Origin of the sequence: Microcoleus sp. Aus8_D2, from assembly GCF_036702665.1 — a bacterium.
In the GTDB taxonomy this organism is placed as follows: Bacteria; Cyanobacteriota; Cyanobacteriia; order Cyanobacteriales; family Microcoleaceae; genus Microcoleus.
On record NZ_JAUBUN010000003.1, the window covers coordinates 108,131 to 127,893 of the forward strand.

Consider the following 19,763-nt stretch of genomic DNA (forward strand, 5'->3'; position numbering starts at 1 on the left):
TTGAGCGAACAAATTAAACATCCATTATTGTAGCAAGGATTTTTTAAATTGGTATAGCCTGCGGACTGAAGTCCGAACGATCGAACCTGTAGAATTTTAAGATGTGGCTAGGGGCAGCACTAAGCGGGCGACAATTAAGTTATTGTCTAAAAGTTCTAAGGAAAAGTCTCCCCCCATTAAGCGTACTGCTCGCTGACAAATTAAGAGATTTTGGACGATCGACCTATTGGACGCCACCGCCAATATATCCGGGTGAGAACCGCCGTTGAAGCCAGCAAGTAACTGTCGATCGCACTCGCCGCTATCAATCACAGATAATTCTAGCCAATCTTCCCCCAACATCAGAGAGCGAATCTCAATCTTGTCACCAACTCCAGAGCGCCTGCAAGCCTGCGCCAGCAATTCGCACAGGATCAAATCCAGCTTGATGCTGTCGCCGCGAACGCTCAAAGTCTGCCCCGCAGGCAGCGACACAGCAGTCTCTCTGTTCACTTCCAGCAAGATTTCCGACTGTTTGACCAGGGGGGCCGTGCGATCGAGCGATCGCCTCAACCAAGCGCTCACAGGCACCGCATCTTGTCCGAATTGCAGCCGCCACTGTTCCTGTTTCAGCACCAAATGAATTGACCCCAAAGCATTGCCAATTTGCCGCAAAACCTGTTGGTAGCGCAAAGTTTTCAGAGCATCCTTTTGTTCCTTCGCCGACTGCAAAATCGACTGACTCAACTCTCCCAACTCCTTCACCCCCGCTCCCACAGTGCGGTAAAAATCCTCAAAACGGCGCTGCTTGTACCAGTTGAGCAGCTCCAGATCCAATCGCTGCGACTCCAGGGCCGATTGCACCGCCAAATACCTGCGCCACCAAGCCAACTGAGACGCCATCGAACTCAGTAAATTCACGGACAACTCCGACCACTGGCGGCCCGCAGCGTCCGCAACCACCACTATGCCCGCAGGAGCGTGTTCAGGCGCACTCCGCAGCGCCACCGCCAGAATCTCGCCAATTCCCGGACTGCGCAGCCACCGCTTCGTCGCCAGCGGCAGTTCGCTCATGCTCTGTTGCAGCACGCCGTTAGCCACCAGGGTTTGTTGGATCAAAGCATCTGTTTGCACGGGAATCACGGCCTCGGGATTGAGGGCAAATACGGGATTGGCAGCTACTGCTGCAGAGATTGAACCGGACTCGGAGCCAGGATTCCAAGTAATTATGGCTACTAAAGGACAGGCAATTGTCATAGAAACGTGTTGGGCAAAGTTACGATCGAGCTTTTGCAGCGGCAACTCTGGGAACATCCTCGCTGAAGCAGCAGATATCTGTTGCCCTGATTGCTCCTCGCCAGAATGCTGCAAAACCGCCAAACCCGATTTAATCGATCGCTCAAATTGCTGATATTTTTCAATTTCCGAACTCTGCTGCCAGGAGTGCAGGATCAATCCTAACTGTTGGCTGACTACCCGAACTAATTCTCGCTCTGTGCGCCTCCAAGTGCGAGTTGCACTGTGCCCGACAACCAGCAAACCCTCGATCGATTTTGGATTTTTGATTTTTGATTTGCGATTGAGGTTTTCTCCCTCGGAGTGTTTCCCACGAGTGCTCGATGCCAAAAGCGATCGCACCCCCGCTTCCACCAGCACTTCCCGCCAAGCCCCCAACCGCACGTCTTCCTCCCAATTTTCAATCGCCAGAGGTTCCCCGCTTTCTTGCAGCAGCCCCACGTCAGCCGCATCCAGGGCGTTGAGCGCCGACGGCACTTGTCTGCGGTTGCGGGGCAGATTTTGGCAGACAATTTCAAAGCGATTTTGTTCTTCGCAGTACAGCAACAGCAAAAAGTATTCGCACTTGAGCCGAGAGCACAACTGCTCGGCCGTATTTTTCAAAGTCGCCTCCCAGTCAGCATCGCTGTAGATGGCGCGAGCGATGCCGGCAGTTAAATCTCGATCGATCCGTGTTTCCTCAATCCTCTCCTCCATCTCCGACAAAGGAGCAGTCAGAGCCACTAACTGCGCCGCTCCCCGCAGGTAATGTTTTTCATTGTCTTGCCAAATCCTGGGCTCGCCAGCTTCCACTGCCAAAAATCCCAACAATTCCCCTTCTAAAACTATCGGCGCCGCCAACAGAGAGCGAGCGCGGATTTGCTGCATCAACCGCCCCGTCAGCTCAGTTTTCAGAGAACTGTGAGATTCACCGATCCAAACAATTTCTTCCCTAGCTAAAGCCTGATAAAATTCGCCCAAGTCTTGCACGGTGATGCCCGAAGCCGGTCGGATCGAGCCCAAACCAGGAGCAACTTGGCGGTTGCTGACTCGGCGCCAAAAATAGCGGCGCTCTCGCTCGAACCAGTAAACATTGGTGCGCGTCGGCTCGATAAATTCATGGGCTTGTTCCACTACCGCTTGCAAATATTGGTCGAGCGATCGCAGTTCCCGCAACTGCGAAATCAGCGCCAAAAGAGACTCGTCGGGGTGTTTGACCTGTTGTCGCTGCCAATCTTTTTCTATTTGATAAAGAGCAGTTGCTAGCGCTCCAAATACGATCGCCAACTGCGTTTTTTCCGCCGGCTTGGGCGACGATCCCCACACCTCCGTGCCGAGCAAAATCACGCCGTAGCAGCGGTCTTTGTAGCGCAGCGGAAACAGAGTCGTACCTTGAATATTGTAAGTTTGAGCAGCTTTGCGCCATTCTCCGGCTCTGTTTTCCGATCGCAAATCCGGGACTCCCACGGGCCGGAGCTGAATCACCACTTGTTCCAGCAAATCCCCCGGACTCAGGGAAAACCGCTGTTTGAGAAAAGACAAATCGCCGTTAGGAGTCATGCCGCCTTTCCCTAACAATCGGTGCGCCTGTCGATCGTACAACCCGATCCAAATCAACCGCCAGTCAAATTCAGCTTGCAAGTAAGCCAGTGCCGTCTCCACCAGCACTTCCACATTCTCCTCTTCTCGGAGAGTCTGGAGAACCCGCTCCAGCGCCGCGATTTGTTCGTCTAAATCCTTCGGTCTTTGCTCGTGCCCCATTTCCCACCTTCCCCGCACCTTTGTCCAATTTCCAATTACCGACTTAAAAATTAAAAAAATCCAAATGCCAAAGAATCAACCTATAATATAGTCGTCTCAATTATGATTCAATCTAAAACTTTGGATAAAGTCGATCCAAGTTGAAGTAAAAATCTCCCCTTCCCAGTCTCCTCCTGAATATTTTTATAGATCCCGCCCAAAAAACGGATACTTGCTTTCCGACGCTCCTGAGGGTCGATACCCAAATTTTAGATTAAAGTTCAATCTCCCAGATTCATCTGCCCTTGTAAATTTCAAATCTCAAATTTCAAATCTCAAATCTACTAGCCTGCTCATTTGTCAATTGCCCCAGGACAAGTCATTGGATATTTATCAATCAGGTGTGCGCCCGCTGTTGTTTTCCGTATTAAAAACCGATGCCGAGTGGCTGCACAACCGCACTCTCCAAGTTCTCGAACTCGCAGCCAGAACCCAGTCAAACCCTGCCACCAGCCAAATGCTCTCCCGATTGCAGAAATCTTTGGGAGTCCAAGATTCTCGCCTCGAACAATCGAAGTGGGGACTGAGCTTCAAAAATCCTGTCGGCTTAGCAGCGGGATTTGATAAAAACGGCGTAGCTGCCGACATTTGGGCAAATTTTGGCTTTGGCTTTGCCGAACTCGGTACAGTCACGTCGCAAGCGCAGCCGGGAAACCCCCAACCTCGCTTGTTTCGCTTGTCTCGCGACAGTGCAGCCCTCAACCGCATGGGATTTAACAATCAAGGAGCCGCAGCAATGGCAGCCCGGTTTCAGGCAGCACAGAAACAGTCAAAATTGGATGCCCAGCGCCCCATGCCTGAGTCTCCTTTCCCCTTGGGCATCAATCTCGGTAAATCTAAGGTAACACCGTTAGAGCTGGCAGCAGCCGATTATTTGGAGAGTTTTAAGCTGCTCAAAGATTGGGGCGACTATTTTGTAGTCAACGTTTCCTCTCCAAATACACCTGGATTGCGATCGCTCCAAGATGCTGCTGGGCTTAGCACAATTTTGGAAATTTTGCAACAAGAAAATCGGGGAATCAAGCCCATTTTAGTCAAGATTGCGCCGGATTTGGAACAAGAGGATCTCGCATCCATCCTCGACTTAGCAAAAACCTACCAACTAGCAGGAATTATCGCCACCAACACCACCATCCGCCGCGACGGATTAAAAACACAAATCTTGCGAGAAACCGGCAAACCCATCGCCGAAGAAGCGGGCGGAATTAGCGGGGCTCCAGTGCGAGAGCGATCGACCGAAGTCATCCGATTTATCTGGCAATATACAAAAGGCGAATTACCAATCATTGGAGTAGGCGGCATTTTCACCGCCCAAGATGCTTGGGAAAAAATCGCCGCCGGCGCAAGTTTAATTCAAGTTTATACAGGTTGGGTTTACGAAGGGCCTTGGATGGTGCGCCGCATTCTCCAAGGTTTGCTGCAAAAATTAGAAGAAAAAGGATTTAATTCAATTTCCGAAGCCGTGGGTTCCGAAAATATTAAATAGTCCGACATTCCGACAGTTCGACAGGGTTTAAAACCTGGTTTTATGTATAATAATGAATTACCTTGGCTTACCAATGAGTAATGATTTTACACCAAAATAGCAGATTATCCAAGCAGTTTTTCAATCTCATCGCAGGCAACAAAAACACCATTTTGTGCCCCAACAATCCGCCCCAATTCTGCCGCTTTCTCCGCGTACATAGAATTATTTAACAACTCGCTCAACTCTCGCGCAGCCCGCAAAGCCGTGTAACTTTTGCGCGCCACAGTCCGCGACGTTCCCAACCGTTCCACTCGCGCTGCATTGTCCGGTTGATCGTGACTGTACGGCATTACAAGAGTTGGGCGGCCGGCCCGCAGTGCTTGAGCTGTCGTACCAATCCCTCCCTGATGGACGATCGCCCCCACAAGATCGAAAATATGAGAATATGGAACATAGCTAACAGCCAGAATATCTTCAGAAAGATTTTTGGGAGGCGCATTTTTACCAATCAACAAAACCGCCCGACGATTTAACAGCTTAGCCGCTTGAATACTTTCCTGATAAAAGTTACCCGGAGCCATCACTGCGGCCGAACCCAGAGTAAAAACAATTGGCGGTTCCCCTGCATCCAAAAATTGCTTAACTTTTGGTTCTAGTTCCGTTCCACCGTCACTTCCGTCGTAAAATGTCGAGCCTGCAACAACTGTATTGGGCGGCCAATCCGGTTGCGGTTTTGCCAAAACAGAAGGAAACAGGGCCAGTACGAGATCCGGTGAAAACTTGTCATCAATAAAGGGATTGCCTTTTAAAGGAGGTAATCCAAGTTCCTGTCGGAATTGATGCACCGGTTCGCCCCAAGACTTGCTGACCAATTTGGCAAAGTTAATAACTGCTTGATTGGCGATCGATCCAAACCCCCGCAGCTTAGCTAGCAATGGAAATATAGGTAACACCGACGGATCGCAAACAGAGAAAAACGAGATCGGCGCCATCGCACTTGACGCCCATCGCATCCCCAATTTTTCTGCCACTAATCGAGCCGCCACAACACCTTCGCCTGCAAAAATCAAATCTGCATCTTTCGCACAATTCATCAAGTCCGCATAAGTTTCGCGCAAACTCGCACAAACCCACTTTCGCACTATATATTCTGAGCCTGTTTGTAAATCCATCATCCGCGCCATCTCTTGAGGATCGTCGAGAGCGCTATTATCAGGCCGCATCCAGTGATACTCAAATCCCAAGGCTTGTATTTTGGCTTGATATTCCTTGTGGGTTGCAAACACGACATCATGACCGCGTTTTCGCATTTCCAGGGCGATCGCAATTTTAGGATGGAGGTCGCCCAAAGAACCAATTGTAGTGAAAACAATTCGACTCATCCTCAAAACCTCTCCACTGGCATAACCTCTAGGATAACCCAGTTCATTCCAAATTATATTTGTAAGGTGCTTTCCGAAGCACCGAGAGGCCTATCTACAGGGCCTACAGGCGGTTTGGTATCCCCGGATTCCGGGAAATTTCGCCAACCTAGCATACATCGCTATATTTGACACAAACTTTTTGCCGTCATCAAAGCGCTGTGGTCAGTGCGCGTTACCCGTCCTCAACCCACTTTTTTGGGGCAGTTTAAAGGCATAAAATAAAAGTCATCAGCGCTACGTTTAAGATTTAAGTCATTAAAAAGAGGACTTTAGTCCTCACTACACACGGGATTTTAAAATAATGAACTAAAATTCTTTAATTTCCTGAGTTATAACTTGTGAATTTAGCAAAAATTACCACTAAACTCACAACTCATAACTCATAACTTCCCGTTGCGGTAGCACTCCATAACTTACTTGCGTTTGGAAATTTCTGACAGCTTCCAATCTATGCTCACCATCAAGAAACGTTCTACAGCCTTTAAAGTATCTTGTTGGATATTTTGAATAAGTTGAAACGCATTTTCAGGCTTAACATTTGCCGAAAATTCGTCAGCGGTTTCTGGTGCTTTTTCCGATTGGGCTGGTTCAGAAGACGTCTCAAAGCTGAATTGTGGGTACTGATTTTCTTTTTCGGTCATTTCTGAGTCACCTCCTTGAGTGATTAGATACATAACCATGACTACAAATACAACTTATCTGTATCCGGGATTTGGGAAATAAATTTTTCAGTCCCCGAGAATCGCAGTTACCAACAGACTTGAAAGTTTTGATCTCATTTGTGAGCGATCTTCAACAGCGCCTATCCACATTCCATGAGAAAGCCGGTGCTTTTACGTAAAGTTCTATTGAATTCAAAACTCGCGCTACTGCAGGTGATGCACATCACTGAATTGTTATATTTACTTAACAGTAATATTTCCGAGATTATGATATTGTTAAAGCTTAACAATTAATTTTGCTGCGATCGCTATCAAGCTGAAAGCAAGCGTCTGGAAATTATTAAGAAACTAAAGGTGTAGAGCCGATGGCGATTTATGTTGATACTGCAATTGTAGCGGAAGCCACACGGGCGAGCAAGTTCGGATGGATAGCGGGAATTACTACTAATCCGACACTTTTGGCAAAAAGCGAGCTATCTCCTCAGGAGACACTAAAACAATTGGCACAACTGATTCCAGGGGAACTGTACTATCAGCTAACAGCATCTGATTTTGATGGCATGGTAGCAGAAGGAAAAGCCGCTTTTGAGTCGATCGGGCGACAAACAGTTTTGAAAGTTCCAGCAACGGCGGCGGGCTTCCAAGCAGTAGCGCAATTGTCGCCGGAAATTCCTTGTGCGGTGACAGCCATTTACAGCGCCGCCCAGGCCGTTGTTGCCGCAGAAGCAGGGGCAAAATATGCGATCGCCTACGTGAATCGCGCCACCCGACTCCTCGGAGACGGTTTTGCCTTAGTGCGAGATATGGCAAATGTTTTGCAGAGAACGAATACAGAGATTTTGGCAGCAAGCATTAAATCGCCAGAAGAAGCAGTAAAGACTTTATTAGCTGGCGCCCATCATTTGACATTGCCTTTGGACATATTGCAAGCGATGGCCGTTCACGAATTGTCCCAGCAAACAGTAGATGAATTTGCCAAAAACGGGCGGGGCATTTTGGGATAATACCAAATCTCATTGCACAACATCTTGATTATTGGAAAATTGGGAATTGGGAATTGGGCATAGGGCATAGGGCATTGGGCATAGGGCATTGGGCATAGGGCATTGGGCATAGGGCATTGGGCATTGGGCATTGGGCATGGGAATGACTAATGACTAATGACAACTGATTAACGCTGTCAACTGTCAACTGATTAACGCTGTCAACTGTCAACTATCAACTGTCAACTGATTAACGCTGTCAACTGACAACTGACAACTGTCAACTGTCAACTGTCAACTGTCAACTGTCAACTGACAAATGACTATGGCATTCGCCAAATCTTAATAGTGCGATCGGGACTGCCGCTCACCAAAGTCTTGCTATCTCTAGCAATAGCAACAGAATTCACAAACTGACTGTGACCAGAAAGAGTGTTTCTTTCTTTTCCCGTCTTCAAATCCCAAACAATAATATCTCCGCCCCCGCTGATCAAACTGCGGTTGTCCGGGCTAAAGGCGATCGTCCTCACCCAGCTCGAATGCCCTTTAAAAGTGCGAGTGCGCTTCCCGTCTTGCACGTTCGACACACGGATCGTATTGTCGCTGCTAGCGCTAGCCACAAGTTGCCCGTTCGGGCTAAAAGCCACAGCATTAACCGCACCCCCGTGGCCTGTGATAATTCTTCTGACTTCTCCGGTGTCGAGATTCCACAAACGCACAGTCTTGTCATCGCTCCCACTAGCGAGAGTTTCACCGTCCCGGCTCAAAGCGATCGCGTTTACTCCTCCAGTGTGGCCAGTCAAAGTCAGCAACCTGCTGCCGGTTCTGACATTCCACAACCGAACAGTTTTGTCATCGCTGCCGCTAGCCAGATTTTGACCGTCGCTGCTAAAAGCGATCGCGTTGACGGCGGCTTTGTGAGCAGCAATTGTCCGCACCCGCCGCCCCGTCTTCAAATCCCACAAAATCACATTATTGTCATTGCCGCCGCTAGCCAAAATCGAGCTGTCCGGGCTTACCGCCAGCGTGTTGACCGATTTTTTAGAATGCACCGGATTGAGAGTCCGCACCAGGCGTCCCGTCTTCAGATTCCAAATTCTAATAGTCCCAAAGCTGGCGCTCACCAAGGTTTGACCGTCCGGCGACAGGGCGATCGCATTTACACTTCCGACATTATCCAAACTTTTTTGCAAAAACTGACTGCTAGGCAAACTAGAAAGCAGCCACACCGGATTTGCCGGAAACACCCCGTAACGCATCGAACCGTAAATTTGAGACGCGCCAATACCCAGCATCAAAACAGCAGCGCCCGCCAGCAACTTCTTTTTCCAATCTAAAACCTCTTGCTCAGGCTTGTTCAAGCCACCAGAATTCAGAGGTCTGAGGCGGTTTACGGAAGTCTGCTTCGTCGCCCCCGACGCCCCGGAAGTTCCGCGAATTTTAGTTGGCCCCGTCGTCGGTAACTGAGTCGGCAACTGAGTTTCCGCGCCGTCGAGATTAATTTCCTCCAAGCACTGCAAAACCATCTGCGGACTTTGAGGTCGATTTCCGGGAAAAGGCGCCATCAGATAATCGATGACATTAGCCAAGGGGTCGGAAACCTGAGGAGCTCCTTTGCGCCACATTAATCTGCCCGTGCGGGGGTTCTCTGGGAACGCAGTCGGTGGCTTCCCAGTTAACAAATAAACAAAAGTGCGCCCCAGAGCAAAAAAATCAGACTGCGGAACAGCCTTACCATTAGTTTGTTCGGGTGGCGTGTAGCCAGGAGAAACAATACCAGTGACATTTTGCCCTTGGCCCACCTTAGCGAAATAAGTCGCCGACACTTCCCGAGCAGTCCCGAAGTCAATCAGCACTAGCTGCCCGTTCGGCTTGCACATAATATTGTGCGGCTTGATATCCCGATGAAAATAGTTGAGTCGGTGAACTTGGTCTAAAATTTCCGACAGTTGTTTGAGCCAATTCAGAGCTTGTTCTTGACTGATCGGGCGGCCCCGATGTTTCAGCCAGTCTTGCAAATTGGCCCCAGCAATTTTCTCCATCACTAGACAGTGAAAAGACTCTGTGCTGTGAGCTGGCGTAAATGTAAAATAACCGTCGCGATCGACCTTTGGAATACCTGGATGTCTCAGCCTGACCAATACGTCGGCTTCTTGCTTAAACAGTTCTACAGCTTTGGGATGTTCTTTGAGGAGGACTTTGAGCACTTTTCGGGCGCCGTTGTCGTCCACTTCAAATGTTCTGCCAAAGCCGCCGCCTCCGAGAGGCGCGACTAGCCGATATCTACCTTGCAACAAAAGTTCAGACCCGCAGTGGATACAGGCGGATTTGCCAGAGTTGGCTGGATCGGAGGGATTCGGGCATTTGGGATTGAGGCAATAACTCACAGAAGCCACATAACCCTGATTGAGGTTGCTCTATCAAGTTTTACTTTGACACTCTCAGCACTCTTGGTGACTGAGATTCTTGATTCAGCGAAGTCACTTGCTTGGGACTGGATTACTCCAGGTCAAGTAAAGCTGTCTTCTCCTCAAGCGTGAATTCCGGTATGCCTTACCGTACTTAATTAGTCCTCTCGATCGACTGAGGTTTTTGTTAAAAACCGAGTTTTCCCAGACGGCAACACCGATCGGTGTGACTGCGTACTCAACAATCCAGTTAAGTTTTTACGTTGTCTAGTTATACTCAATTTTCAACTTAGGACGATCGTATCACACCCAGTACAAGACTGATGAGCACTCTTGATTTAAATCCTTTGCGTCGCTAATGTCAAGCGGAGTGAACTCTAGCTCGTTTTCCGCTTGACCTTGTACGATCGCCACGACCGCTCTCGAAGGAAGAAATAAAAGAGGGGGAGAGAGGGAGAGTGGGAGAAGGGGAGAGAGTGGGAGAGGGGGAGAGGGGAAGAGTGGGAGATGGGGAGAGGGGGAGAGTGGGGGACAAAAATCTGCCTAATACCTTTTCCCTTTTCCTTCCTTCTTCTTTTTTCCCTCTTGCTTCCTTCTTCTTTCTTCCCTCTTCCTTCCTTATTTCTTCCCTCTTCCCCATGACGGCAGAACTGATGGATAATCAGTAATCAATGATGAGTAATCGGGAATTCTATCCGTTACATCCGTTAAATCCCGCACATTGCGAGTACGCCGAACTTCCTTCTTCCTAACATCCGTTACATCCGCTACATCCGCTACCGAATCCGTTGCCGAACTTCCTTCTTTGGCCTTTTAAACGAGTCCTTAGATTACGGGATGGAAGAAAAACGCCAGCGCCAAAACCGCATAAGCAGCCAACAGCAAAGTACCTTCGAGCCAGTTAGACTTGCCATCAGAACTGATAGAATTCGCGATCAGCACCGACACCGTAACCGCTACCAGGTCAAACGGGTTGAAGTTCAAGTCCATCGGTTTGCCCAGGATAAAACCCACCAAAACCAACACCGGGGCAACAAACAAAGCAATTTGCAAACTCGAACCCATAGCCACAGAAACCGACAAATCCATTTTATTTTTCATTGCCACCGTCACCGCCGTCGTGTGTTCGGCCGCATTGCCAATAATCGGCACTAAAATCACCCCGGTAAATAGTGATGTCAGCCCCAAACGCGCCGTTGCTTCTTCTAGAGTACCAACCAAAAGTTCTGACTCGATCGCCACCATGACAGTACAGGCTAACAGTACCGCAATCCACAACGGCAGATTGACCTTGTGGTCGGGACTGTCTGGTGCTAAATTACTTTCGGCTAATTCTTCGAGCATTTCGACTTCTGCCACCCCTACATCGTACAGATAACTGTGGGTTTTCATCGAAAACAGCAGCGTCAGCACGTAGACAACAATCAGGACTACAGCAACAGCGCTAGAGAGGTTCTGCATAGTTTCTGAAGGGATGCCAATAGAGGTGACATGAACTGCCGTCGGCACCAAAATGGCAATCACAGCTAAGTTCATCGCGGAAGCGTTTAACCGCGCGACAGTCGGCTGAAATTCTTGTTCTTTGTAGCGCACGCCGCCCAGCAGCATCGCAAATCCCATCACCAGCAGTAAGTTGCTGATAATTGAACCGGTGATGCTGGCCTTGACAACATCGATTAGTCCCGCGTTGAGGGCGACGATACCGATAATTAATTCCGTGGCATTTCCAAAGGTAGCGTTCAGCAAACCCCCCAAGTTGGTGCCGAGGACGACGGCGATTTCTTCGGTGGCCGTACCCATCCAGGCTGCTAAAGGGATGATGGCTAGGGCGGAGGTGATGAAGATTGTGGAGGATTCCCAGCCGAGAAAGTGTCCGGCGATCGAAACTGGGATAAATAACAGCAGGCTGGAAATTACGTTGGTTGTGTTTAGCATTTAGATTCTGAAAAGCTCCCAACCGTCAATCATAGCCTGCCATCAAGTGTAGCAAATGGAAGTGGAAATGAGTTGAGTGTTGCTTTAAAGCTGGGGGCGGGCGATCGCACTCACGTTTTTTGGTCAAAATTTTGCGAACATAACTTAATAAAGATGGAAAAGCTTGCCAAAGCTTTTGAAAATGACTCAGCCGAAAACTAAGCTGCTACAAAGATAAATTGCCTGTTATCAAGATGAGAGACTGCGGGAGTGTCAAGATATCTGACAGTTAGTGGCGGGAGCTAAAATGCGATGCCATAATTGAGCAGAGACTGTGTTTGTCATTCAAGTTTTTGAACCCAATTTTAAATCAGATAATCTCACGGACATTTTCATAAATTTTTCTACGGGTTCGATCGCTCTGTCAAACATGGCTCGGACAGTGTAAAGCTGTCAACTAAGAACCAACAGCTAGATCGATGGAGGATTTTTGTTAACATGAATTCACCTGACATTACATTAGAAGATTTATCGATCGCCAATCCTGCCGCTTATCCCGAAGTCACGCAACAGCTATCGGAAAACGTGATTTTTACAACAGTAGATGACCTCTGCAACTGGGCAAAAATGTCTAGTTTGTATCCGCTGATGTTTGGCACTGCTTGCTGCTTCATTGAGTTTAGCGCCATGCTCGCTTCCCGCTTCGACTTGGATCGATTCGGTGTATTTCCCCGAATGTCTCCCCGACAGGCAGATTTGATGATTACCGCAGGCACGATTACGATGAAGTACGCTCCGGTTTTGGTGCGGCTTTACGAACAAATGCCGGAGCCCAAATATGTAATTGCGATGGGCGCTTGCACGATTACGGGCGGAATGTTTAGTGCCGATTCTCCTACCGCGGTGCGGGGTGTGGACAAATTAATCCCGGTGGATGTTTATTTACCCGGATGTCCGCCGCGGCCAGAAGCAATCATGGATGCGATCGTCAAATTACGCAAGAAAATTGCCAACGACAGCTTGCAAGAACGGCAAAAGACAGAACCAACCCACCGTTACTACACCCGCCCTCACCGGATGAACGTGGTGCAGGTAATTCACGACGGAAAATACCTGGAAACCCATCAGGTTCCGCCACCTGAACTTGTCGCCTCGGGATTGCCGGCTTTACGGGAGTTGGAATCGATTCGGGCGATCGAAGCTCGATCGTGATTGAAACTCACATCTTGCACGAGTCTCACCGACTAATATCAACTCCGCAGCCAAGACCATAATAAACTAGGTTTGTAGTGAGGACTTTAGTCCGCAAAAAAAATCAGGACTGAAGTCCTCACTACAAACCTATGATAAACTAGGTTTGTAGTGAGGACTTTAGTCCGCAAAAAAAATCAGGACTGAAGTCCTCACTACGAACCATCTTGACTGCGGTTAATTAAACTAAATTCTTCACTACAAATCAATGATAAACTAGGTTTGTAGTGAGGACTTTAGTCCGCAAAAATCAGGACTGAAGTCCTCACTACGAACCATTTTGACTGCGGTTAATTAAACTAAATTCTTCACTACAAATCAATGATAAACTAGGTTTGTAGTGAGGACTGAAGTCCGCAAAAATCAGGACTGAAGTCCTCACTACGAACCATTTTGACTGCGATTAATTAAACGGACACCATATGAAATGGATTTTTGTATTCGATTAGCTTGCTTACAAGACATTCCTAAGCTGACAACTTTAATTCCAGATTCTGCTAGAGCTTTGCAAGCAGGATACTACACTTCTGAGCAGATTGAAGGTGCGATCGGCACAGTTTTTGGAGTTGACAGCCAACTAATTCAAGACAAAACATACTTTGTTGCTGAACACAATAACAAAATAGTCGGTTGCGGTGGTTGGAGCAAGCGAAAAACCCTTTATGGAGGTGATTCAGGCAAAAATAATCAAGAAGACAGCCTGCTCAATCCCGACAGCGACTCAGCCAAGATTCGTGCATTCTTTGTCGATCCAGCACGGGCACGCCGAGGAATTGGGACTCGGATTATGCAAGTATGCGAACAGGCTGCTGAGGGTGCTGGATTTAAGGACGTTGAGACGATCGCAACGCTGGCGGGAGAGCCATTTTACACAAAATTTGGCTACCGGGCGGGCGATCGGTTTGAAATTGGGCTCCCAAACAGTCAGTTTCTCCCGGTTGTCCGTATGTTTAAGAGCTTGGCGCGCCGATAAATGAGTAACCATTCAATCAGTGGTGGTTAGATGCGATCGCCAACCAATCTGAAACCACAAAAGTAGCAAATAATTATCAATCATGTCAAAAAAAGTAGATTTTATCAAAGTAGAAGTAGTCCCGCACGATCCAAGTTGGCGAGATGCTTTTGAGGCTGAGTCAAAACAGATTGCACTTGCACTTACCGAAAATGCGATCGCTATACATCATATTGGTAGCACAGCAATTTCACAAATTCATGCAAAGCCGATTATCGATATGCTAGTTGTAGTCAAAGATATTATCAAAGTGGATACACAAAACTCAGCACTTGAGGCATTAGGTTATCAAGCAATGGGTGAGTTTGGGATATCAGGTAGGCGTTTTTTTCGCAAGGTGAATCAAGCAGGGATTAGAACGCACCACATTCACACGTTTGAAGTGAGTTCACCACAAATAGGGCGCCACCTAATATTTCGAGATTATATGATTTTCCATCCTGAAGATGCACAGCAATACAGCGAACTCAAACAAGAACTCGCAAATAAATACTATGATAATATTCAGGGGTATATGGACGGAAAAGCTGGATTTATTAAAGCGATGGATATGAAGGCTGCCCAGTGGAGAGCATCTGATTAAACCTATGATATTAGAAGTTGCAATTCTTGATATTAAACCTAAGATGGCTGCTGAGTTTGAAACCGCTTTCAAAACAGCTTCAGCGATTATATCTTCTATGCCGGGGTATATATCTCACGAGCTGCAACGCTGTATAGAAAAAACAAATCGCTATATTCTGCTGGTGCGGTGGCAGAGTTTGGAAGACCATATTGTGGGATTTCGACAATCGCCAGATTATCAAACGTGGCGTTCGTTATTGCATCGCTTTTACGATCCATTTCCGACAGTGGAACATTACGAAGTTATTTTTTAGAATTTACGCATTAAGACTAAAGAAACCGGGTTATTTACCCGATCTGAAGGCTAGAGCGAAAGATTTTAGTAAAAAAAACTGGTTTCTAACCTCTCCTGTGTCCGGGAGTATTTGTAAAATTTGAAGTCTCAGCAAGGAGCAATATAAGCAATGATTGACATCGGTCTGACTCACATCGCACTCCCAGTTTCTGATGTTGAGAAAAGTATTGAATTCTACTCGAAATATGGTGGAATGCAGGTCGTTCACCGCCGGATTGATGCAGCAGCAGGTGTTGCTGTGGTATGGCTTTCCGATCGCACTCGTCCTTTTGTAATTGTGCTAATTCAGACCGACTCTGTACATCCGGTTTTGTCTGGGCTGGCACACCTGGGAGTTGGCTGCAAGAGTCGGGAATATGTGGATTCTCTCTGCGATAACGCACGTCAAGAAGGCGTGCTGGTTGATGAACCAAAAGATTCTGGATATCCGATCGGCTATTGGGCGTTTTTGCGAGACCCGGACGGTCATACTCTGGAATTGTCCTACGGACAAGAAATTGGATTTACGGTGGAGAAGGTTGGCTGAAAATAGGCTGTACAGAGGCTTAACTGCACTTGCACAGCAGGGTGGGCGGACGAAAGGAACCGTCTGACAGTGGCATATAATTGGAATAGTCCTGAACGGTAAATGTGCCATGCAGCACGCAACTCTACACCGTTTCTTGTATCCCCAAAGTTGCTATCATGGCAGCGTCATTACATTCCGATTTAGTCCACAACTACAGATATCAAGAGAGGTTTTATGATCCATCATATTTCCATTTCCGCTCAAAACCCCCAGCACGTTGCCCAAGTCTTGGCAGAAATCCTCAAAGGTCAAGTGGTGCCTTTTCCACCTCATCCCGGCAGTTACATAGTGGTCGCGATGGATGAACACGGGACAGCCATTGAAGTCTATCCTTCAGGATCTGAACTCATTCCCGGCTCCGGGCCGGATGGGTGCGGTTTCATGCAGAATCCTCAGGCGTCTCAATTTACAGCAACTCATGCGGCCGTCTCCGTCCCTAGCCGTCAAACCGAGATTGAACAAATTGGAGTGCGCGAAGGTTGGCGGGTTGTCCGCTGCGATCGCGAATCTTTCTTTGATGTGATTGAGTTCTGGGTAGAAAACCATTTGATGTTAGAGCTCCTGACACCAGAAATGACCGCGAAATATTTGGCATTCACTCAACAGCCGGAGGTGCTCGGGAACTTTGTAGCGGAACCCGCTGAGGCGATCGCTTAAATTTTGACAGGGGCAAATTCTAGGGGCCAACCTGAGCAGATCGACTACTCAGGTGGCTTTCGCTTGGCGCTGTTTGTTAGGTGCGTCGCTATGAGATTTTCGATCTTTATGCAAGGGATTTTCTTTCTTCGACGCACCCTACATATACTCTGATATCTGAAACGGCAGTTTTTCCAATTAACATTTTTCGCATTTTTAACGGAGTTCGCACCCAATGAACATCTCTATTCGACTGCTTCAAGAAAATGAGTTGGCGACGGCTGAAAATATCTTTCGACTGGCTTTTGGTACTTTTATTGGATTGGCTCAACCGACTGATTTTTGTGGTGATGCGAGCTATGTTCAAACTCGATCGCAAATCGATCCGACAGCCGCATTCGCAGCGGAGGTTGACGGGCAGCTAGTTGGCTCGAATATAGCTGTTTGTTGGGGCAGTGTCGGTTTTTTTGGGCCGCTGAGCGTTCATCCTGACTTCTGGGGTCAAGGTGTTGCTAAACTTTTGATTGAAGGTGCGATCGACAAATTCTCGGAATGGGACACGCGACAGGCGGGTTTATTTACTTTTCCCAACAGCCCAAAACACCACGGGCTTTATCAAAAATTCGGGTTTTACCCGCGTTTTTTGACATTTATCATGGCAAAACCAATTCAATCAGTTGAGTGGGATTTTCCGGTAATAAAATACTCTGAACTAAATTCACAGGAGCGATCGCACTTTCTGAAAGAATGTTACCACCTGACGAATGCTATTTATCCAGGGCTGGACTTATCGCGGGAGATTTTGGCAGTTGAGGCTCAAAATTTGGGCGATACGGTGTTGCTTTGGGATGACAAAGGTTTGGCGGGATTTGCGGTTTGTCATTGCGGTGCTGGTACCGAAGCTGGTACTGATGTATGCTATGTCAAATTTGGAGCTGTGCGGCCCGGAGCGCGCGCAGGCGAGCTATTTGAACGGTTGCTCGATGTCTGTGAAGCGTTTGGGGCGAGTCAAAAAATGCTGCATCTGAGGGCTGGAGTGAATACGAGCCACGATGTCGCTTATGGTAAAATGGTTTCTCGCGGTTTTCGCACTGAAAGTACAGGTGTAGCAATGCACAGCCCCAACGATCCCGGTTACAATCGACCAGAGGTTTTTGTATTGGATGATTGGCGCTAATGCAAGCTTGTTTGGCGATATTTAACAGACATTTACCCACCTGTTAATCAGATTCTTAGGAACTGCTAGTAAACTTCATCGTGAGTCCCAATATCAATTAGTAGCACTTTGCTGTCCGAGATAAAATTGAAGACAAGCCGATACTCCTAGGTAATACTCAACGCCCAGTAACCTTCGAGATTTCCGCTTAAACTATGTGTTTTGAAAGATGGATGAAATGGCTCCTTGGTAAACATAGAAATTTTCTGTTGAAATCTTTCAACGAGTTCAGGGTGTTTCTTGCGCCTTTTTTTTCAATAGACCTCTTGCATAAATTTTTGATTAATACAGTCACCGCAGATTAAAAGCAGATGAACACAGAGCGACGCAGATAGTTTCAATATAATTTGTGAATGAATGCAATCTTGTCTAATATTCGTAGGAATGGCTCATCATAAATCAGCTCAATCCTCGCTTGAACGCATCATTAAATCGTCAACAGTACCAGTATTAATATTGCCCAATCTGTAATTATCCTCAGCTTCTTTAGCTCTTGAGGCAATTTGACTTCTTTTTAATTCGATCGCCATTTTTGTGAGAATTTCAGCTATAAAAGATTGTTCCTCCAAAGTAAGGTCAGATATAGCTTGCAAAATATCGTTTATAGGAGTTGATGTTTTCATTGTTTTGTAAGTACGGACTTGCAGTATTTACAGTCATGCAATTAGATAGTACATTATAACTATTTTCTGGATTAGTTTGCTACTGTCCTCCGCCATGTGTCAGCGATCGCCCCCAAAAGGGTCTCTATCAACTTTCGGGAGAACAGCCGCCGCCGATCGCACTGTACACTCTACATTTAGAGGTTTTGTGTAATTATTTATAGTTAAACAAATCTCGTCAAGCGAATCAAAAATACTCATTTTGGAGGATGACAACAATGGAATTAAAACTATCGGGAAAAATAGCACTTGTTAGCGGCTCAACAGCCGGAATTGGCTTGGCAATTGCTACCCAACTCGCTCAAGAAGGTGCGACGGTGATTGTTAACGGACGCACGGAAGAACGGGTGAAAAGGGCGATCGACCAAATCAAAGAAATTGCTCCCAATGCCAAGCTGCAAGGCGTCGCTGCGGATTTGGGAACTGCCAGCGGCGCGGGCGAATTATTCGATCGAGTTCCAGAGGTAGATATTTTGGTCAACAATCTGGGAATTTACGGCTCGAAAGCCTTTGAGGCGATTGATGATGATGAGTGGATGAATTTTCTGGAAGTCAACGTCATCAGTGGAGTGCGACTTTCTCGAAAATATCTGCCATTAATGCTGGCTAAGAATTGGGGGCGGATTATTTTCATTTCTAGCGAATCTGCAATCAATATTCCAGCAGAAATGATTCACTACGGAGTGACGAAAACGGCGCAACTTTCCCTCGCCCGGGGTTTAGCAGAGATGACTGTCGGTAGCAATGTAACTGTTAATTCTGTGCTGCCGGGACCGACGCGATCCGAAGGAGTAGAAGATTTTATTCAAGGATTGGCAAAAAACCAAAAGGTGACTCCCGAACAGGTGGAGAAAGAATTCTTTGAAAAGATGCGCCCCTCGTCGCTGATCCAGCGTTTTGCTGAGACTTCGGAGGTGGCTGCACTTGTGGCGTTTGTTGCGAGTCCAGTTGCTTCTGCTATTAACGGGGCTGCTTTGCGAGTGGAAGGCGGTGTCGTGCGATCGATCGTTTAGCTTGAATTAGGTCTTTGTGCGCGATCGATCGGTTACAATTTTGTTCAAAACGAAGCTGTCAATGTTAACCGAACAAAACAAAGCTACGGTTCTGGATTTCTACAAAGCATTTGACGATCGCCAGATGGAGCGAGCTTTAAACGTGCTGGCTCCAAATTTTGTTGCTCATCTGGCTGGTATTCCTGAGCCTTTAGATAGTGAAGGCTTCAAGCGATTTGGCATGGCATTCTATCTTGCCTTTGCCAATGGCGAACACGTCTTTGAGGAAGTGATTGTGGCAGGAGATAGAATTGTCACTTGTGGGATATTTACAGCGACGCATCTGGGAGAGTTTCAGAGTCTGCCTCCCACTGGCCAACAAATCAAGCTGTCAATTATGCACATCGATCGCCTAGAAGACGGTAAAATTGTGGAGCATTGGGGGCAAGGCGATGCACTTGGATTGATGCAGCAGCTAGGGATTGTTTTTCTGCCGGGCCCGAAGTTGATTCCGCACATTTTGAAGGGTTTTGCATCGAGGCTGTTTCAGAAGTCTGCCTCCCGTTGAGGTGATATCTGAAAATGCCCACGCAC

The 19,763-nt window shown here is 47.4% G+C and carries 18 protein-coding genes; 12 read left to right on the top strand and 6 right to left on the bottom strand.

Annotated features, from left to right (window positions below; all coding sequences use genetic code 11):
- Window positions 1-96 precede the first annotated feature (96 nt).
- Window positions 97-3,015 carry a sensor histidine kinase gene (locus QUB64_RS03615; protein ID WP_333267587.1) on the bottom strand — a complete coding sequence of 973 codons (2,919 nt, stop codon included), beginning with the start codon at window positions 3,013-3,015 and terminating at the stop codon, window positions 97-99.
- 361 nt (window positions 3,016-3,376) lie between these two features.
- Between QUB64_RS03615 and QUB64_RS03620 the strand changes: the two genes are divergently transcribed.
- Window positions 3,377-4,540: a quinone-dependent dihydroorotate dehydrogenase gene (locus QUB64_RS03620; RefSeq protein ID WP_333267589.1), complete on the top strand. Its 1,164-nt coding sequence runs from the start codon at window positions 3,377-3,379 to the stop codon at window positions 4,538-4,540.
- Window positions 4,541-4,644: 104 nt separating this feature from the next.
- Here QUB64_RS03620 and QUB64_RS03625 read toward each other — a convergent pair whose 3' ends face one another.
- Both QUB64_RS03625 and QUB64_RS03630 read right to left on the bottom strand, forming a co-directional pair.
- On the bottom strand, window positions 4,645-5,904 hold the full coding sequence (locus QUB64_RS03625) for a glycosyltransferase (protein WP_333267591.1): 1,260 nt from the start codon (window positions 5,902-5,904) through the stop codon (window positions 4,645-4,647).
- 455 nt (window positions 5,905-6,359) lie between these two features.
- Window positions 6,360-6,587, bottom strand: coding sequence for a hypothetical protein (locus tag QUB64_RS03630; RefSeq protein WP_333267593.1), 228 nt, complete (start codon window positions 6,585-6,587; stop codon window positions 6,360-6,362).
- A gap of 386 nt (window positions 6,588-6,973) precedes the next feature.
- On the opposite strand from QUB64_RS03630, the gene QUB64_RS03635 reads away from it, so the two are divergent.
- Entirely contained in the window at window positions 6,974-7,612 is a 639-nt protein-coding gene (locus QUB64_RS03635; RefSeq protein WP_333267595.1) for a transaldolase family protein, read from the top strand.
- Window positions 7,613-7,914: 302 nt separating this feature from the next.
- Here the strand turns inward: QUB64_RS03635 and QUB64_RS03640 are convergent, their stop codons facing one another.
- Window positions 7,915-9,987 (bottom strand): serine/threonine-protein kinase, encoded by a 2,073-nt coding sequence (locus QUB64_RS03640; RefSeq protein WP_333267597.1) that lies wholly within the window; start codon window positions 9,985-9,987, stop codon window positions 7,915-7,917.
- Window positions 9,988-10,824: 837 nt separating this feature from the next.
- Window positions 10,825-11,934, bottom strand: a complete 1,110-nt coding sequence (gene cax, locus QUB64_RS03645) for a calcium/proton exchanger (RefSeq protein WP_333267600.1) — start codon at window positions 11,932-11,934, stop codon at window positions 10,825-10,827.
- 72 nt (window positions 11,935-12,006) lie between these two features.
- Here cax and QUB64_RS03650 point away from each other — a divergent pair, with 72 nt between their 5' ends.
- From QUB64_RS03650 to QUB64_RS03685, 8 genes are all read left to right on the top strand, one after another.
- A complete protein-coding gene (locus QUB64_RS03650) occupies window positions 12,007-12,135 on the top strand; it encodes a hypothetical protein (RefSeq protein WP_333267602.1) in 129 nt (42 codons plus the stop codon).
- A gap of 276 nt (window positions 12,136-12,411) precedes the next feature.
- Window positions 12,412-13,125 (top strand): NADH-quinone oxidoreductase subunit NuoB, encoded by a 714-nt coding sequence (gene nuoB, locus QUB64_RS03655; protein ID WP_333267603.1) that lies wholly within the window; start codon window positions 12,412-12,414, stop codon window positions 13,123-13,125.
- Between the two features lie 466 nt (window positions 13,126-13,591).
- On the top strand, window positions 13,592-14,137 hold the full coding sequence (locus QUB64_RS03660) for a GNAT family N-acetyltransferase (protein ID WP_333267605.1): 546 nt from the start codon (window positions 13,592-13,594) through the stop codon (window positions 14,135-14,137).
- Window positions 14,138-14,219: 82 nt separating this feature from the next.
- Window positions 14,220-14,759 (top strand): GrpB family protein, encoded by a 540-nt coding sequence (locus tag QUB64_RS03665; RefSeq protein ID WP_333267607.1) that lies wholly within the window; start codon window positions 14,220-14,222, stop codon window positions 14,757-14,759.
- 4 nt (window positions 14,760-14,763) lie between these two features.
- Complete coding sequence (locus QUB64_RS03670) at window positions 14,764-15,054, top strand: antibiotic biosynthesis monooxygenase family protein (RefSeq protein WP_333267609.1); 291 nt, start codon at window positions 14,764-14,766, stop codon at window positions 15,052-15,054.
- A 150-nt stretch (window positions 15,055-15,204) separates the two neighbouring features.
- The gene (locus QUB64_RS03675) at window positions 15,205-15,621 is read left to right on the top strand and encodes a VOC family protein (protein WP_333267611.1); all 417 of its coding nucleotides are present in this window, start codon (window positions 15,205-15,207) and stop codon (window positions 15,619-15,621) included.
- A gap of 216 nt (window positions 15,622-15,837) precedes the next feature.
- Window positions 15,838-16,320 (top strand): hypothetical protein, encoded by a 483-nt coding sequence (locus tag QUB64_RS03680; protein WP_333267613.1) that lies wholly within the window; start codon window positions 15,838-15,840, stop codon window positions 16,318-16,320.
- Between the two features lie 214 nt (window positions 16,321-16,534).
- A complete protein-coding gene (locus QUB64_RS03685; RefSeq protein WP_333267615.1) occupies window positions 16,535-17,476 on the top strand; it encodes a GNAT family N-acetyltransferase in 942 nt (313 codons plus the stop codon).
- Between the two features lie 443 nt (window positions 17,477-17,919).
- On the opposite strand, the gene QUB64_RS03690 is transcribed toward QUB64_RS03685, so the two are convergent.
- Window positions 17,920-18,138 carry a hypothetical protein gene (locus tag QUB64_RS03690; RefSeq protein WP_333267617.1) on the bottom strand — a complete coding sequence of 73 codons (219 nt, stop codon included), beginning with the start codon at window positions 18,136-18,138 and terminating at the stop codon, window positions 17,920-17,922.
- 257 nt (window positions 18,139-18,395) lie between these two features.
- On the opposite strand from QUB64_RS03690, the gene QUB64_RS03695 reads away from it, so the two are divergent.
- Both QUB64_RS03695 and QUB64_RS03700 read left to right on the top strand, forming a co-directional pair.
- The gene (locus QUB64_RS03695) at window positions 18,396-19,190 is read left to right on the top strand and encodes an SDR family NAD(P)-dependent oxidoreductase (protein ID WP_333267619.1); all 795 of its coding nucleotides are present in this window, start codon (window positions 18,396-18,398) and stop codon (window positions 19,188-19,190) included.
- Between the two features lie 61 nt (window positions 19,191-19,251).
- Window positions 19,252-19,737, top strand: a complete 486-nt coding sequence (locus tag QUB64_RS03700) for an ester cyclase (RefSeq protein WP_333267621.1) — start codon at window positions 19,252-19,254, stop codon at window positions 19,735-19,737.
- Window positions 19,738-19,763: the final 26 nt, after the last annotated feature.

What these genes read in the sequence shown, in the direction of transcription:
- QUB64_RS03695 (WP_333267619.1), top strand. Translation starts at nt 18,396, where the DNA reads ATGGAATTAAAACTATCGGGAAAAATAGCACTTGTTAGCGGCTCAACA.
- QUB64_RS03685 (WP_333267615.1), top strand. Translation starts at nt 16,535, where the DNA reads ATGAACATCTCTATTCGACTGCTTCAAGAAAATGAGTTGGCGACGGCT.
- QUB64_RS03630 (WP_333267593.1), bottom strand. Translation starts at nt 6,587, where the DNA reads ATGACCGAAAAAGAAAATCAGTACCCACAATTCAGCTTTGAGACGTCT.
- QUB64_RS03660 (WP_333267605.1), top strand. Translation starts at nt 13,592, where the DNA reads ATGGATTTTTGTATTCGATTAGCTTGCTTACAAGACATTCCTAAGCTG.
- QUB64_RS03700 (WP_333267621.1), top strand. Translation starts at nt 19,252, where the DNA reads ATGTTAACCGAACAAAACAAAGCTACGGTTCTGGATTTCTACAAAGCA.
- QUB64_RS03690 (WP_333267617.1), bottom strand. Translation starts at nt 18,138, where the DNA reads ATGAAAACATCAACTCCTATAAACGATATTTTGCAAGCTATATCTGAC.
- QUB64_RS03680 (WP_333267613.1), top strand. Translation starts at nt 15,838, where the DNA reads ATGATCCATCATATTTCCATTTCCGCTCAAAACCCCCAGCACGTTGCC.
- QUB64_RS03670 (WP_333267609.1), top strand. Translation starts at nt 14,764, where the DNA reads ATGATATTAGAAGTTGCAATTCTTGATATTAAACCTAAGATGGCTGCT.
- QUB64_RS03615 (WP_333267587.1), bottom strand. Translation starts at nt 3,015, where the DNA reads ATGGGGCACGAGCAAAGACCGAAGGATTTAGACGAACAAATCGCGGCG.
- nuoB (WP_333267603.1), top strand. Translation starts at nt 12,412, where the DNA reads ATGAATTCACCTGACATTACATTAGAAGATTTATCGATCGCCAATCCT.
- QUB64_RS03625 (WP_333267591.1), bottom strand. Translation starts at nt 5,904, where the DNA reads ATGAGTCGAATTGTTTTCACTACAATTGGTTCTTTGGGCGACCTCCAT.
- QUB64_RS03675 (WP_333267611.1), top strand. Translation starts at nt 15,205, where the DNA reads ATGATTGACATCGGTCTGACTCACATCGCACTCCCAGTTTCTGATGTT.
- QUB64_RS03665 (WP_333267607.1), top strand. Translation starts at nt 14,220, where the DNA reads ATGTCAAAAAAAGTAGATTTTATCAAAGTAGAAGTAGTCCCGCACGAT.
- cax (WP_333267600.1), bottom strand. Translation starts at nt 11,934, where the DNA reads ATGCTAAACACAACCAACGTAATTTCCAGCCTGCTGTTATTTATCCCA.
- QUB64_RS03635 (WP_333267595.1), top strand. Translation starts at nt 6,974, where the DNA reads ATGGCGATTTATGTTGATACTGCAATTGTAGCGGAAGCCACACGGGCG.